Origin of the sequence: Pseudomonas fluorescens (assembly GCF_902498065.1) — a bacterium.
In the GTDB taxonomy this organism is placed as follows: domain Bacteria; phylum Pseudomonadota; class Gammaproteobacteria; order Pseudomonadales; family Pseudomonadaceae; genus Aquipseudomonas; species Aquipseudomonas fluorescens_BJ.
This window is the reverse complement of sequence record NZ_CABVIR010000009.1, coordinates 87274-101470: the sequence shown is the minus strand read 5'-3', so window position 1 is coordinate 101470 and position 14197 is coordinate 87274. Positions and strand designations below refer to the sequence as shown.

General features: G+C 59.4%; 11 protein-coding genes and 2 tRNA genes. 4 read left to right on the top strand and 9 right to left on the bottom strand.

Annotation, left to right across the window (positions count from 1 at the left end; all coding sequences use genetic code 11):
* Positions 1–65: 65 nt before the first annotated feature.
* From rplI to rnr, 6 genes are all read right to left on the bottom strand, one after another.
* Entirely contained in the window at positions 66–512 is a 447-nt protein-coding gene (rplI, locus tag F8N43_RS25725; RefSeq protein ID WP_008035347.1) for a 50S ribosomal protein L9, read from the bottom strand.
* A 19-nt stretch (positions 513–531) separates the two neighbouring features.
* On the bottom strand, positions 532–1425 hold the full coding sequence (locus F8N43_RS25720) for a hypothetical protein (RefSeq protein WP_150632421.1): 894 nt from the start codon (positions 1423–1425) through the stop codon (positions 532–534).
* Positions 1426–1461: 36 nt separating this feature from the next.
* Positions 1462–1692, bottom strand: coding sequence for a 30S ribosomal protein S18 (gene rpsR, locus F8N43_RS25715; RefSeq protein ID WP_002551829.1), 231 nt, complete (start codon positions 1690–1692; stop codon positions 1462–1464).
* 28 nt (positions 1693–1720) lie between these two features.
* Complete coding sequence (rpsF, locus tag F8N43_RS25710; protein ID WP_003217491.1) at positions 1721–2143, bottom strand: 30S ribosomal protein S6; 423 nt, start codon at positions 2141–2143, stop codon at positions 1721–1723.
* Positions 2144–2457: 314 nt separating this feature from the next.
* Positions 2458–3225 carry a 23S rRNA (guanosine(2251)-2'-O)-methyltransferase RlmB gene (rlmB, locus tag F8N43_RS25700; protein ID WP_150632420.1) on the bottom strand — a complete coding sequence of 256 codons (768 nt, stop codon included), beginning with the start codon at positions 3223–3225 and terminating at the stop codon, positions 2458–2460.
* The gene (gene rnr / locus F8N43_RS25695; RefSeq protein ID WP_150639573.1) at positions 3222–5840 is read right to left on the bottom strand and encodes a ribonuclease R; all 2619 of its coding nucleotides are present in this window, start codon (positions 5838–5840) and stop codon (positions 3222–3224) included. The genes rlmB and rnr overlap by 4 nt, the downstream gene beginning before the upstream one ends.
* A 226-nt stretch (positions 5841–6066) precedes the next feature.
* Between rnr and F8N43_RS25690 the strand changes: the two genes are divergently transcribed.
* From F8N43_RS25690 to F8N43_RS25675, 4 genes are all read left to right on the top strand, one after another.
* Positions 6067–6153: transfer RNA gene (locus F8N43_RS25690), tRNA-Leu, on the top strand.
* Between the two features lie 166 nt (positions 6154–6319).
* Positions 6320–6406, top strand: a tRNA-Leu gene (locus F8N43_RS25685).
* 302 nt (positions 6407–6708) lie between these two features.
* Positions 6709–7719, top strand: coding sequence for an extracellular solute-binding protein (locus F8N43_RS25680; protein ID WP_150639572.1), 1011 nt, complete (start codon positions 6709–6711; stop codon positions 7717–7719).
* Positions 7719–9284 carry an ABC transporter permease gene (locus F8N43_RS25675; RefSeq protein WP_150632417.1) on the top strand — a complete coding sequence of 522 codons (1566 nt, stop codon included), beginning with the start codon at positions 7719–7721 and terminating at the stop codon, positions 9282–9284. The genes F8N43_RS25680 and F8N43_RS25675 overlap by 1 nt, the downstream gene beginning before the upstream one ends.
* A 124-nt stretch (positions 9285–9408) precedes the next feature.
* Here F8N43_RS25675 and F8N43_RS25670 read toward each other — a convergent pair whose 3' ends face one another.
* The 3 genes from F8N43_RS25670 to F8N43_RS25660 form a co-directional block, all read right to left on the bottom strand.
* Entirely contained in the window at positions 9409–11343 is a 1935-nt protein-coding gene (locus F8N43_RS25670; RefSeq protein ID WP_150632416.1) for a methyl-accepting chemotaxis protein, read from the bottom strand.
* 150 nt (positions 11344–11493) lie between these two features.
* Positions 11494–12786 (bottom strand): adenylosuccinate synthase, encoded by a 1293-nt coding sequence (locus tag F8N43_RS25665; protein ID WP_010464193.1) that lies wholly within the window; start codon positions 12784–12786, stop codon positions 11494–11496.
* A 55-nt stretch (positions 12787–12841) separates the two neighbouring features.
* Positions 12842–14029, bottom strand: coding sequence for an ATP phosphoribosyltransferase regulatory subunit (locus F8N43_RS25660; RefSeq protein ID WP_150632415.1), 1188 nt, complete (start codon positions 14027–14029; stop codon positions 12842–12844).
* Positions 14030–14197: the final 168 nt, after the last annotated feature.

Genomic DNA, 14197 nt, shown 5'->3' with positions numbered 1-14197 from the left:
CTGTAAACAGGATCGTGCCCGATGTTACCGACAAGCACCCGAGGGTGCCAGCCGACAAGTGCTGCTTAAGCTGCTACCACGACAACGCGTACGGTGGCTTCAACTTCGGCGTGCAGGTGCACGGCTACGTCGAATTCGCCTACGTTGCGGATGGTGCCGTTCGGCAGACGAACTTCGCTTTTTGCAACTTCAACGCCAGAGGCGGTCAGTGCATCAGCGATGTCGTGAGTACCGATCGAACCGAACAGCTTGCCTTCGTCACCAGCGGTGGCAGTGATAGTCACTTCCAGCTCAGCCAGTTGGGCGGCACGGCTTTCAGCCGAAGTTTTACGGTCAGCTGCGGCTTTTTCCAGCTCAGCACGACGCTCTTCGAACGCAGCCAGGTTGGCTGGGGTCGCGGCGGTAGCTTTGCCGTAAGGCAGCAGGTAGTTACGACCGTAACCAGCCTTAACGTTTACTTTGTCACCCAGGTTGCCCAGGTTGGTGACTTTTTCCAGAAGGATCAGTTGCATGTGAAAATCCTCTTAACTTTTAACCTTCACCGTTCGCGCTATCGACGTCTTTCGGCGCCGAACGACCGCGAAAATCAATCAGGCTGTCGACGATGGCCAGGACCACCAGCAACGGATAGATCAGCTGCATGAACAGCAACAGCGTGACGTACAACCCCACCAACCAGAACCTGGCCAGTCGCTTTTGCGCCACCAGCCCATGAATCAGGGCCAGCCCGGCGAATACCAGCGGTACACTGCACAACGGCGTCAACATGGCCATCTGCGGACCGATGTTCGGCCCCAGAAGCATGAACGCCAGCAGTAACATCGCCAGCCCCAGCGGGAATCGGATGGCGCGAAACTCGCGACCAAAACCACCCGGGTTGTACAACAACGCCTGCCAGTAGCGCCCGACAATCAGGCTCAGCACGCTGACGATTTGCAACAAGGCCGCAATCAGGCCGGTCAGGACCGGTGCAATCAGGGACGCAAAATGCGCTTGCTCGTCTACCGACAACTTCTGGTAGACATCACCGAGTAGCGACGGCATGACTTTTATCAAAGCCTGCGCCAGCATCTCGATTTGGGGAGCAAAAACTGTCCCCAGCACCACTGCAAACACCACTCCCATCGCTATGCTGACCAGCAGCACGCGGTTCCAGGACTCGCTTGCGCGCAAAACCAACGCAAGGCTCGAAGACCCCAGCAGCACCAGAAGTGCCCGTGGGTCATCGGAGTAAAGCCACCAGATCAACGCTGGCAGCAGTCCCAGAGCAAGTACGCCAAGGGCGTCCTTCAATCCGCGCCGCAGGAGCACAAGGCATCCGGCGGCAGCACCCAACCAATACAACAACGGCAATGTTGCGCATCCGGCCACTACAAGAGTGGCCTGCATACGGCCGCGCATGATGAACTCAGCTATGGCACGCATACATTCAATCCTTTGCTACGTGTCGACTGCCCGGTCTCAGCGGCCGTGGCTGTCGGTGTAGGCCAGCAGGGCCAGGAAGCGGGCGCGCTTGATAGCGGTGGCCAGCTGACGCTGATAACGTGCTTTGGTACCGGTGATGCGGCTTGGAACGATTTTGCCGGTCTCGGATACATAAGCTTTCAGAGTGTTGAGATCTTTGTAATCGATCTCTTTCACGTCTTCAGCGGTGAAGCGGCAGAATTTACGACGACGGAAGAAACGTGCCATGTAATAGGCTCCTCAAAAGGTCCGTGGATTACTCGTCAGCGTTATCGCTGTTGTCGCTGTCATCACTATCAGCGCTTTCGGCGCCTTCGTGCTCAGGACGGTCGCGACGCTCACGGCGCTCACTGCGGTTTTCTTCAGCCTTGAGCATCTCGGATTGGCCGGTGACGGCTTCTTCGCGACGGATGACCAGGTTACGGATCACTGCATCGTTGTAGCGGAAGTTGTCTTCCAGCTCGGCCAGGGCCTTGCCAGTGCACTCAACGTTCAGCATCACGTAGTGAGCCTTGTGAACATTGTTGATTGCGTAGGCCAGTTGACGACGGCCCCAATCTTCCAGACGGTGGATTTTGCCGCCGTCTTCTTCGATCAGCTTGGTGTAACGCTCAACCATGCCGCCGACTTGCTCGCTTTGATCCGGGTGGACCAAAAAGATGATTTCGTAATGACGCATGAATGCTCCTTACGGGTTGTAGCCTGCCGCTCAAAAGCGGTCAGACAAGGAGTGAATGACACTTATGGACTTGCTTGCGATAGACACATGCGTGCCTGCCGTCACAGCAAGGGGCGCAATTGTAGAGAAGGGACAGAAGAGGTGCAAGGCAATTGGTGATTATTTGAACAGTTTGCTCACTCACCCAATTTCGCCACATCACAAACCACTGTGGGAGCGAGCTTGCTCGCGATGAGGACGCAACATTCAACATTAATGCTGAATGTTACTCCGCTACCGCGAGCAAGCTCGCTCCCACAGGGATTACAACCGACTTATGGCTTTTTAGCGGTTCCGGCAGCCTTGACGCTGCGCTGGCGCTGCGCTTCGAACAGGCACACGCCAGTCGCCACGGAAACGTTGAGGCTGCTGACGCTGCCGGCCATCGGCAGGTGCACCAGGTAGTCGCACAGATCACGAGTCAGACGACGCATGCCGCTGCCTTCTGCGCCCATGATCAGGATGGTCGGGCCGGTCATGTCATGCTGATACAGGCTCTGCTCAGCCTCGCCCGCCGTACCGACGACCCACAAGCCACGTTGCTTGAGTTTTTCCAGGGTGCGCGCCAGATTGGTCACCGCGACCAGTGGAATCACTTCCGCCGCGCCACAGGCGACTTTTCGTACCGTCGGGGTCAGCGTGGCTGACTTGTCTTTCGGAACAATCACCGCCAGCGCGCCGGCAGCATCGGCCGAGCGCAGGCAAGCGCCAAGATTGTGCGGATCGGTCACGCCGTCGAGCACCAGCAGCAGCGGTGCGCCGTCGGTACGATCGAGCAGCTCGTCGAGCATGGCCTCGCCCCAAACCTGGCTCGGACTCACATCCGCCACCACGCCCTGGTGCACGCCTTCAACCCAGGCATCCAGTTCACGACGCTCGGCGTTGCCGACGGCTATGCGATTTTCCGCAGCGAGCTCGATCAGCGTCTGAACCCGCGGATCACTGCGGCCTTCAGCCAGCCAGATCTGCTTGACGCGTTTCGGGTGGTGACGCAGCAATGCTTCTACCGCATGCACGCCGTAGATTTTTTCCAACTGACTCATGACTTGGCCTTAGGTTTACGCGCCCCGCCGCTTTTGGCTGGGGCCGAGCCCGCTTTCGGCGGGCCTTTACGGTGTTTGCTCGGTTTGCTGCCGGGAGCCTTGTCAGGCGCCGACCGTCCGGTCTTTCCCCCAGACGCCGCTTTACCACCGCTTTTCGCCTCAGACAGCAACGCCTGCTTCAGTTCACGGCTTTTGCGCAGCTCGGCGTTTTTTGCCGCAGCATCGCTTGGGCGATAGGCTTCGGGTGCTTTTTCCTTGGCCGGACGACGACCGGTTTTCGCCGGCGCCGGCTCTGCTGCGGCCTTGCCAGCAGGAGCAGTGGTTTCAGCCCCACGCTTCTTGCGGCCGATCGGCGCGCTGATGGTTTTTTCAGCCATCTCGAAGTCGATCTTGCGTTCGTCGAGGTCGACGCGCATTACACGCACTTCAACGGTGTCGCCAAGACGGAAGCTGCGACCGGTGCGCTCACCCGCGAGGCGGTGATGCACAGGGTCGAAGTGGTAGTAATCGCCCGGCAGCGCGGTGACGTGCACCAGGCCTTCGACGTAGATATCGGTCAGCTCGACGAACAGGCCAAAACCCGTCACGGCGGTGATCACACCCGGGAACGACTCGCCTACGCGATCTTTCATGAACTCGCACTTGAGCCAGTTCACCACGTCGCGAGTCGCTTCGTCGGCGCGGCGCTCGCTCATCGAGCACTGCTCGCCGAGCTGCTCCAGCGCAGCCTCGTCGTACGGATAGATGCGTGCTTTCGGAATGGTCATCGCGCCGGCACGGCGAACGTGCGGGGTGTCCTGCTTGGAATGGATGACGCTGCGGATCGCCCGGTGCGTGAGCAGGTCCGGGTAGCGGCGGATCGGCGAAGTGAAGTGGGTATAGGCTTCGTAATTCAGGCCGAAGTGGCCCTGGTTATCGGCGCTATACACCGCTTGGCTCAGGGAACGCAGCATGACGGTCTGGATCAGGTGGAAATCCGGACGGTCCTTGATGCTCGCCAGCAACGCCTGGTAATCCTTCGGCGACGGGCCGTCCTTGCCTTTGTGCAGGGACAGGCCGAGCTCACCCAAGAATGCGCGCAGTTTTTCCAGACGCTCCGGTGGCGGACCGTTGTGAACGCGATACAGAGCAGGAATTTCGTGCTTCTTCAGGAATTCCGCGGTGGCCACGTTGGCCGCCAGCATGCATTCCTCGATCAGCTTGTGCGCATCGTTACGAACGGTCGGACGAATTTCGGCAATCTTGCGCTCGGTGCCGAAGATGATCCGGGTTTCCTGGGTTTCGAAATCGATCGCACCACGCACGTGACGCGCGCCCAGCAGCACTTTGTACAGCGCGTAAAGCTGCTTGAGGTGAGGCAAGACATCGTTGTACTCGCCACGAAGCTGACGCGCTTCGGTGAGCTTCGGCGTTTCCAGCATCGCGCTGACCTTGTTGTAGGTCAGGCGGGCGTGGGAGTGAATCACCGCTTCGTAGAAGCAGTAATCGGTCATCTCGCCGGATTTGGAGATGGTCATTTCGCAGACCATCGCCAGGCGATCGACGTGCGGGTTCAGCGAGCACAGGCCGTTGGACAGCTGCTCGGGCAGCATCGGCACTACGCGCTCCGGGAAGTAAACGGAGTTGCCGCGAACCTGGGATTCGTTGTCCAGCGCCGAACCGATCTTCACGTAGCTGGAAACGTCGGCAATCGCCACGTACAACTTCCAGCCGCCGGAGAACAGGCGCAGCTTGCCCGGCTTCGCTTCACAGTAAACGGCATCATCGAAGTCGCGCGCGTCTTCACCGTCAATGGTGACGAACGGCAGATGGCGCAGATCGATGCGCTTCTCTTTGTCTTTCTCTTCGACTTCAGGCTTGAGCTTGGCGGCTTCTTTCAACACCGCTTCAGGCCAGACGTGCGGGATATCGTACGCGCGCAGGGCGACGTCGATTTCCATGCCCGGCGCCATGTAGTTGCCCACGACCTCGACCACGTCGCCTTGCGGCTGGAAGCGCGGGGTCGGCCAGTGAGTGATCTTCACCTCAACGAACTGACCGATTTTCGCGTTGGCATTGCGGCCCGGCGTGACCAGCACTTCTTGCTGGATCTTCGGATTGTCTGCAACGACAAAACCGATACCGCCCTCTTCGAAGTAACGGCCGACGATGGTTTCGTGAGCGCGGGACACCACTTCGACGATCATGCCTTCGCGGCGACCACGACGGTCCAGGCCGGAAACACGCGCCAGCGCACGGTCACCATCGAACACCAGACGCATTTGCGCCGGGCTCATGAACAAGTCGTCACTGCCGTCGTCCGGAACCAGGAAGCCGAAGCCGTCACGGTGACCGCTGATGCGGCCCAGGATCAGGTCGAGCTTGTCCACCGGCGCATACGTGCCGCGACGGGTATAGATGAGCTGAGCATCGCGCTCCATGGCGCGCAGACGGCGACGCAGGGCTTCGATCTGGTCTTCTGTAGTCAGACCAAACTCTTCGACCAGTTGCTCGCGGTTAGCAGGCGAACCCCGATCAGCAAGGTGCTGAAGGATCAGTTCGCGGCTAGGAATAGGGTTTTCATATTTTTCCGCTTCACGAGCGGCCTCGGGATCGAGGGACTGCCAATCGGCCATTAGAGAGTTTTCACCTTGTCTATATGCGGGTTAGTTTGGCATAGGCGTAATGAAACGGGAAATTTCAGGCTATGAGAGCCCACCTAAAGCCCTTTATCGACACCGAAAAGCTTACTTGAATGCCACTGGTAATATTTTTCAGGTTTTTTTGATGTTGGGGGTTTACAGTTAAAAAGACGCTCCGTATAGTGCGCGCCATCGACGACGCACTAGCGCTGCCGATACTGCCCAGATGGTGAAATTGGTAGACACGCCAGCTTCAGGTGCTGGTGACCGCAAGGTCGTGGAAGTTCGAGTCTTCTTCTGGGCACCAATTTCGAGCTTGAGATTAGATCAATTTCAAGGCTCGCACAAAAACCCGCGAAAGCGGGTTTTTTGCATTCTAAGGTTCTGATTTATTAAAACCAAATCAGGGGTTTACAGATCAAAACGCTCTCCGTATAGTGCGCCACATCAACAGCGGCAACGCTGAAGATTATGCCCAGATGGTGAAATTGGTAGACACGCCAGCTTCAGGTGCTGGTGACCGCAAGGTCGTGGAAGTTCGAGTCTTCTTCTGGGCACCAATTCAAATTTCAGAGTTCGCTCTGGAATTCACAAAAACCCGCGAAAGCGGGTTTTTGCGTTTCTGGCATCTGAAAAACTACACAAACCCTGGAGCGAGCTTGCTCCGGGCGGCGTTCCGACGATGAGCCCAGGCAACACATTTCTCCAATCATCACGCGTCACCGTTCACGCCCATCGCGAGCAAGCTCGCTCCTGCAAGGGAGATACGAACGCGTGCCGCTCCCCGCAAGGCGCACTTGAGAAACAATATCGTTTATCATTGTTACAAGTTTTTGCAATGCGACAGTGAGGAACCCTGCGAATGATGTTTCGAAATACCCTGCGCCGCGGCCTGACCTTCACCCTACTCGGCCTGGCACTCGCCACTCCCCTCACCCAGGCTGCTGATCCAGTTTCCCTGACACTCTACAACGGCCAACACAAGGAAGTCGGCGACGCCGTCGCCAAGGCTTTCGAGGACAAGACCGGCATCCACGTCAACGTGCGCAAAGGCAGCAGCAACCAGCTCGCCAGCCAGGTCGTCGAGGAAGGTGATCGCTCTCCGGCCGACGTGATCTACACCGAAGAATCCCCGCCGCTGAACAAACTTGGCGAACAGGGCCTGCTGGCACAAACCGATGCCGCCACCCTTGCCGTCCTGCCCAAAGACTACGTCGCCGGCAATGGCACCTGGATCGGCATCACCGCGCGAGTCCGCGTGGTTGCGTTCAATCCAAAACTGATCGATGAAAAAGACCTGCCAAAATCGGTGATGGAATTCTCCGACCCGAAATGGCAAGGCAAGGTTGGCTTCGTGCCCACCAGCGGCGCGTTCCAGGAACAAGCCGTGGCAATCATCAAAGTGCACGGCATGGACGCAGCCGAAGAATGGCTGACCGGTTTGCGCGCATTCGGCAAGACCTACAGCAACAACATGGTCGCACTCAAAGCCGTGGAAAACGGCGAAGTCGCGACCGTGCTGGTGAACAACTACTACTGGTTCGCCTTGCAACGCGAAAAAGGCCAGCTCGATTCGAAATTGCATTACTTCACTGGCGGCGATGTCGGCGGACTGATCACCGTTTCCAGCGCAGCGGTACTGAAATCCAGCAAACATCCAAAAGAAGCCCAGCAATTCCTCGCCTACATGGCCAGCGAAGAAGGTCAGCGCGTAATCACCCAGACCACCGCCGAATACCCGCTGCACAAAGGCATGGAATCGGATCGCGGCCTCAAGCCATTCAGCGAGCTTGAGGCGCCGAAAGTCACGCCAGCCGACCTCGGCAACGCCGAAGAAGCCCTGGACCTGGAACGTGACGTTGGCTTGAACTGATGAGCGCATCGTTATCAGCCCCTGCTTCTCGCGGGGTCTACGTGCCACGGCGCAAACGGCCTTCGATTTGGTTGTTGTTGCCGGTTTTGCTGCTGGTGGTGCTCAGTCTTTTGCCGCTGGCATACGTCGGTCTCAAGACCTGGCAGGCCGGCTGGGCCGAAGCGTTGCATCTGTTGTGGCGACCTTATGTGTTCGGCCTGCTGCGCAATACCTTGGCATTGATGGTGGGCGTGACGGTTGCCTGTGGCGTGATCGGCCTCTCGCTGGCCTGGCTGCTTGAGCGCAGCGACTTGCCCGGACGGCGTTTGTGGGGCGTGATTCTGTGCTTGCCGTTCGCGGTGCCGGCTTTTGTCAGCAGCTTCACCTGGGTTTCGTTGAGCGCCCACTTCGAAGGTTTGGGCGGGGCGATCCTGGTGATGACCCTGTCCAAGTATCCGCTGATTTTTCTGCCGGTTGCGGCGACCCTGCGCAATCTTGACCCCTCTCTCGAGGAGTCCGCACGGACGCTTGGACAGAATCGTTGGGGCGTGTTCTTCAAAATCACCCTGCCACTGCTCTGGCCGTCGCTGCTCGCCGGCTCATTACTGATTGCCCTGCACATGCTCGTGGAATTCGGCGCGCTGTCGATCATCGGCTTGCAGACATTCACCACGGCGATCTATCAGCAGTTCGAACTGGAATTCAGCAACGCCAACGCGGCGATGCTTTCCGCTGTTTTGCTCGCGCTGTGCCTGATACTACTGTGGCTTGAACTGCGAGTCCGCGGTAAAGGTCGGCACGTGCGCACCGGCCAGGGCGCCGCGCGACAAGCGGAACAGGTTCGATTAGGGCCTTGGGCTGTCGCCGGACAAATGTATTGCCTGGCACTGGCGATCATCGGCAGCGGGATTCCCTTGGGGATGCTGGCGTATTGGCTGGCAGTCGGTTCGTCTGCGGCGTTTCCGGTGGCGGCGATCAGCGAGGCGCTGCTGTCGTCCCTGGCGCTGTCGCTGGGTGGCGCAGCGTTGTGCCTGGTGTTGGCGGTGCCAGTGGGCTTGTTGGTGGTGCGCTACAAAGGCCAATTGGCGATCTGGGCCGAGCGCCTGCCGTACCTGCTGCATGCGCTGCCAGGACTGGTGATTGCGCTGACGTTGGTGTATTTCGCGCTGCACTACGTGCCGGTGCTGTACCAGACGTCGGCATTGCTGCTGATCGCTTATGCGCTGCTGTTTCTGCCGCTGGCTCAGGCGCCGATTCGTACGGCATTGAACAAGGCTGCGCCGCAGCTGGAAGAGGCGGCTCGCACGCTGGGGGCGTCGTCCTTCAGTGCATTTTGCCGGGTAACGCTGCCGATCATTTTCCCGGCGCTGGGCGCGGCGTTTGCGCTGGTGTTTCTGGACGCGATGAAGGAGCTGACGGCGACGTTGCTGCTGAGTCCGACCGGGCTCAATACACTGGCGACGGAGGTTTGGGCGCATACCGCGAACGTGGAATTTGCAGCGGCGGCGCCTTATGCGGCGTTGTTGATTTTGGTGTCGGGGTTGCCTGTTTACCTACTGACAACTCGGATGTATCTGAGCCGCTGAGACCGTCATCGCGAGCAGGCTCGCTCCCACATTTGATCTGAGGCGCCCACAAATTTTGTGTCCACCAACAATCACTGCGGGAGCGAGCCTGCTCGCGATAGCGTCAGACCAGCCAATATGAATTTTAAGCCCTGAACTGCCCCAGGCTCGCCTTCAACTGCGCCGCCAAGCCATCCAGCACCTTGCCGCTGGCCGTGGTTTCCACCACCGCCTGAGCCGCTTTCTCAGCCTGTGCATGAATGGTTTCAACCCGACCCCGCACTGCCTGCGCGCCTTGGGCCTGATGCGCCGCAGCCTGCGTCGCCAGACCAATCGCCGCATGCACCTGCTCGACCGACGCCTGCACCGACTGCTGCAACCGCGCACTGTCGCGCAACACCAGCAAACCTTCGCTGGCCTGACGCCCCGCCTGGCCAATCGCGGCAACCGCCTCACGCGCACCTTGCTGCAACGCCACGATGTGCGCCTGAATGTCGCCGGTGGAACTCTGGGTCTTGCTCGCCAACGCCCGCACTTCGTCCGCCACTACGGCAAAACCGCGACCGGTCTCGCCGGCACGTGCCGCCTCGATGGCAGCGTTCAGCGCCAGCAGGTTGGTCTGCTCGGCGATCCCGTGAATCACGGTCAGCACCACTTCAATCTGTTCACTCTGCTGCGCCAGTCGCTCGATGACTTTCGCGCCGGTATCGACCTGTCCGGCCAACGCTTCGATCAAGCTGCCGACTTTCGCCGAGGTCCGGGTGTTTTCATCGGTCGCCGAACGGATGTCCACTACCTGCTGCAAGGCCGCCTGCATCGCATGACTTTCAGACTGAGCTTCATCAGCCATCTGCGACAATGCGCGCAGGCTCTCGGCAACCTCGTCACGCTGCATACCTGCGGCCGCGTCGGCACCGGCGTTACGCAGGGTCATGGCGCCGATTTCGACGCCGGTACGCTGAGCCACATCGCCCGCTTCACGCACGATGGGCTGCAACTTATCCACAAAGCGATTGACCGCCGAAGCCATGTCGCCAATTTCGTCCTTGCTGTTGATCTGCACGCGCTTGGTCAGGTCACCCTCGCCTGCCGCCAGGTCGTCCATCGCGGTAATCAGCATCCTCAAGCGGTTGACCACGCGACGACCCAAGACCACAGCCAGCAACAGCAATACGCCGCAACCCACCAGCGCCAGGCCCATGCCGATACGCCAGCGCAAGGTCGCCGCGGCTTCCTGCACGGTACTGGTGGTGTTGGCTTTCATTTCCGAGGCGGTGGACTGAGCGGAGGCCAGACGCGCCCGCATCGCGGTGGCGCTGTCAGCTGCCGCACCTTTGAGGCTGTCGCCGACCAGTTGATCACTGCTGGCGATCAGCGCCGAGAAGCGCTTGTCCAGCGCTGCCAGATCGGTTTCCACCGAGGCAGTGGAAACGCCCATCAAAACCTTGCCGATTTCCACGCCATTAGGGTTGATCGAGGCCTCCAGGTAGTAGACCGACGGGTCGTTCTTCGCCGCATCCAGTACTTTGTCCAGCGCGCGCTCGCCCTGGCCTTTTTCCAGAAGCGCCTTGTTGATCGGGTTTTCGCGATTGAGATAGCGCGTCAGGTGCTGACCCGTTGCGTCGTCATAGACCACGAACAGCACGTTGGGATTGCGCTGGGCCCGGCGGGCGAATTCGGACAGGGTTGGCACATCGCTGTCCCACATGGCGCGGGGCGCGACGGAAGCCAAGAGCTGCGCCATATCATTGGCGGAGTCCTTCAGGTCCTTTTCCAGCGTGGCACGCAGCTGAGCCTGTTCTTCCTCCAGTCGCGAGGACAAACCGGCCGTGAGGCGCTGACGAGTGCTGGTGGAGAGGTTATCGAGACTCGACGTGACTTCACGCCCCGCCTGCTCAAGTTCACCAGAGAGTTTTTGACTGTCCGCCCCCAGGCGCACACCCAGATCGGCTTCCAGTGCAGTCACTGTGCTCCGAGTCAGGGCGACAGCCACCAGCACCTGCACCAAAAGGGCGATACCAAGGGTAACGAACACGGGCCGCAATAGACGGCTTTGTAACAATGAGAGAACCGCCGACACTTGATATCCCTCTGCTTTAACGCCATTAAATTGATGGCACGCCAGAAGACATGCTCTTAATGAAGATCACAGCAAAGGTCATGCCGTCCAACAGGCATAAACGACAAAGGCCCCGATTAAGGGGCCTTTGTGTTTTACATCAACGACTTATTAAGCGAACGGGTGACGCAGAACGATGGTTTCGTTGCGGTCCGGGCCCGTCGAAATAATGTCGATCGGCGCGCCGACCAACTCTTCGACGCGTTTGATGTAGTTGCGAGCGGCTTGCGGCAGCTCTTCCAGGGTCTTGGCACCGACGGTCGATTCGGTCCAGCCTGGCATCTCTTCGTACACCGGCTCAAGGCCGATGTAGCTGTCGGCATCAGTCGGTGCGTCGATCACTGCACCATCCTGGTTCTTGTAGCCAACACAGATGTTGATGGTTTCCAGACCGTCCAGCACGTCCAGCTTGGTCAGGCACAGGCCCGAAATACTGTTGACGTCGATAGCGCGACGCAGGATGACAGCGTCGAACCAGCCGCAGCGACGTGCACGACCGGTGGTTGCACCAAACTCGTGGCCACGTTTGGCGAGGAAAGCGCCAACGTCGTCGAACAGCTCAGTCGGGAACGGGCCCGAACCGACGCGAGTGGTGTAGGCCTTGGTGATGCCGAGGATGTAATCCAGGTACATCGGACCGAAACCCGAACCGGTGGCGATGCCGCCCGCGGTGGTGTTGGAACTGGTGACGTACGGGTAAGTACCGTGGTCGATGTCCAGCAGGGAGCCTTGGGCGCCTTCGAACATGATGTCTTTGCCAGCGCGACGCAGCTCGTGCAGCTCGGCGGTGACGTCGAGCATCATCGGCTTCAGCAGCTCGGCGTATTCCATGCACTCGTCCAGAGTTTTCTGGAAGTCGATCGCTGGTTCTTTGTAGTAATTGACCAGGACAAAGTTGTGGTAATCCAGCAACTCGCCCAGCTTGGCGGCGAAACGCTCACGGTGGAACAGGTCACCGATACGCAGACCGCGACGTGCAACCTTGTCTTCATAAGCCGGGCCGATGCCGCGACCGGTGGTGCCGATCTTCAGCTCGCCACGAGCCTTTTCACGGGCCTGGTCCAGCGCTACGTGGTAGGACAGGATCAGTGGGCAGGACGGGCTGATACGCAGGCGCTCACGCACCGGTACGCCTTTCTCTTCCAGCTTGATGATTTCCCGCAGCAGAGCGTCGGGTGCAACCACCACGCCGTTGCCGATCAGGCACTGCACGCCTTCGCGCAGCACGCCCGACGGGATCAGGTGCAAGACGGTTTTTTCGCCATCGATCACCAGGGTGTGACCCGCGTTGTGGCCACCCTGGTAGCGCACTACGGCGGCAGCATGTTCGGTCAGCAGATCAACGATCTTGCCTTTGCCCTCATCACCCCATTGGGTGCCCAGGACTACGACATTCTTACCCATAACACTTGTCCTCATTCGCGCAAACTTGGTGCCGGCCACGGGCCGACAGGAAAACTCAAGAAGCCAGTGGCGATACTTGCCAAAGCCCGTTCTGCTGAATCAATTGCCGGTCGCAGTCCGCTTCACGGGCGGCGGCCAAAGGTTGTCCAGGCAAGGCCTGAACGACACGCTGACCCTCACTGCGCAACTGGCAAACCTGCTGCCAGAGTGCCGCATCCGTACTGTCAGGCATCCAGATACCGCCAGACGGTAGCTCGATTTCAGCACGCCCCAGGGTCACCAGGGTTTTCAAATCGGTAGAGAAGCCGGTTGCCGGACGGGCGCGACCGAAGTCGGCGCCGATGTCGTCGTAACGACCGCCCTGAGCGATGGACTGACCAACGCCCGGCACGAACACCGCGAATACCACACCGGTGTGGTAGTGGTAGCCGCGCAACTCGCCCAGGTCGAAGTAAAGCGGCAACTCAGGGAAGCGTGCGGACAGACGCTCGGCAATCGCCAGCAAATCGTCCAACGCTGCCAGAACTGGCGCCGGCGCATTTGCCAAGCGTACGCGCGCAGCCTCCAGGACTTCACGGCCGCCACACAGGTCAACCAACGCCCGCAGCATGCCCGACAGCTCGGCAGGCAAGCCTTCGGTCAAGGTAATGACCTCATCGATGGCTTTGCGTTGCAACGCATCGAACAACTGTTGTTCAACTTCACCGGACAAACCGGCCGCGCGGGCCAGGCCACGGTAGATGCCAACATGACCGAGGTCCATGTGCACATCCGGCACATCGGCCAGTTGCAGCATGGCCAGCATCAGACTGATCACTTCCACGTCGCTGCTCGGGCTGGCATCGCCGTACAACTCGGCGCCCAGTTGAATCGGGCTGCGCGAGGACGACAAGGCACGCGGCTTTGCATGCAGCACGCTGCCGGCATAGCACAGACGGCTCGGACCTTCGCGACGCAGGGTGTGCGCATCGATACGCGCCACTTGCGGCGTGATGTCGGCACGGAAACCCATCTGCCGGCCCGATTGCGGGTCGATGACCTTGAAGGTACGCAGATCGAGGTCCTGGCCGGCGCCGGTCAGCAGGGATTCCAGGTACTCGATATGGGGAGTCACGACAAACTCGTAACCCCAGCTCTGGAACAGATCCAACACCTGACGACGCGCAACTTCAATGCGCGCCGCTTCCGGTGGCAGTACTTCTTCGATGCCATCTGGCAGCAGCCAGCGGTCTACCGTTGCCATTACGCCATTCCCCTATGGTCCGGGCGGCCAGCCTTTGGGCGAGCCTTGAGTGAAGCAGAAAATGATCGGCTTTGTTGACAAGCCACGCATAAACAACGCGGCGAAAAGCCTGAAAATAAGCTTCGCCAATCACTTTCCTCGAAAAACCTGTCGAGTCATTCAACTCGG

What these genes read in the sequence shown, in the direction of transcription:
- rplI (WP_008035347.1), bottom strand. Translation starts at nt 512, where the DNA reads ATGCAACTGATCCTTCTGGAAAAAGTCACCAACCTGGGCAACCTGGGT.
- F8N43_RS25720 (WP_150632421.1), bottom strand. Translation starts at nt 1,425, where the DNA reads ATGCGTGCCATAGCTGAGTTCATCATGCGCGGCCGTATGCAGGCCACT.
- rpsR (WP_002551829.1), bottom strand. Translation starts at nt 1,692, where the DNA reads ATGGCACGTTTCTTCCGTCGTCGTAAATTCTGCCGCTTCACCGCTGAA.
- rpsF (WP_003217491.1), bottom strand. Translation starts at nt 2,143, where the DNA reads ATGCGTCATTACGAAATCATCTTTTTGGTCCACCCGGATCAAAGCGAG.
- rlmB (WP_150632420.1), bottom strand. Translation starts at nt 3,225, where the DNA reads ATGAGTCAGTTGGAAAAAATCTACGGCGTGCATGCGGTAGAAGCATTG.
- rnr (WP_150639573.1), bottom strand. Translation starts at nt 5,840, where the DNA reads ATGGCCGATTGGCAGTCCCTCGATCCCGAGGCCGCTCGTGAAGCGGAA.
- F8N43_RS25680 (WP_150639572.1), top strand. Translation starts at nt 6,709, where the DNA reads ATGATGTTTCGAAATACCCTGCGCCGCGGCCTGACCTTCACCCTACTC.
- F8N43_RS25675 (WP_150632417.1), top strand. Translation starts at nt 7,719, where the DNA reads ATGAGCGCATCGTTATCAGCCCCTGCTTCTCGCGGGGTCTACGTGCCA.
- F8N43_RS25665 (WP_010464193.1), bottom strand. Translation starts at nt 12,786, where the DNA reads ATGGGTAAGAATGTCGTAGTCCTGGGCACCCAATGGGGTGATGAGGGC.
- F8N43_RS25660 (WP_150632415.1), bottom strand. Translation starts at nt 14,029, where the DNA reads ATGGCAACGGTAGACCGCTGGCTGCTGCCAGATGGCATCGAAGAAGTA.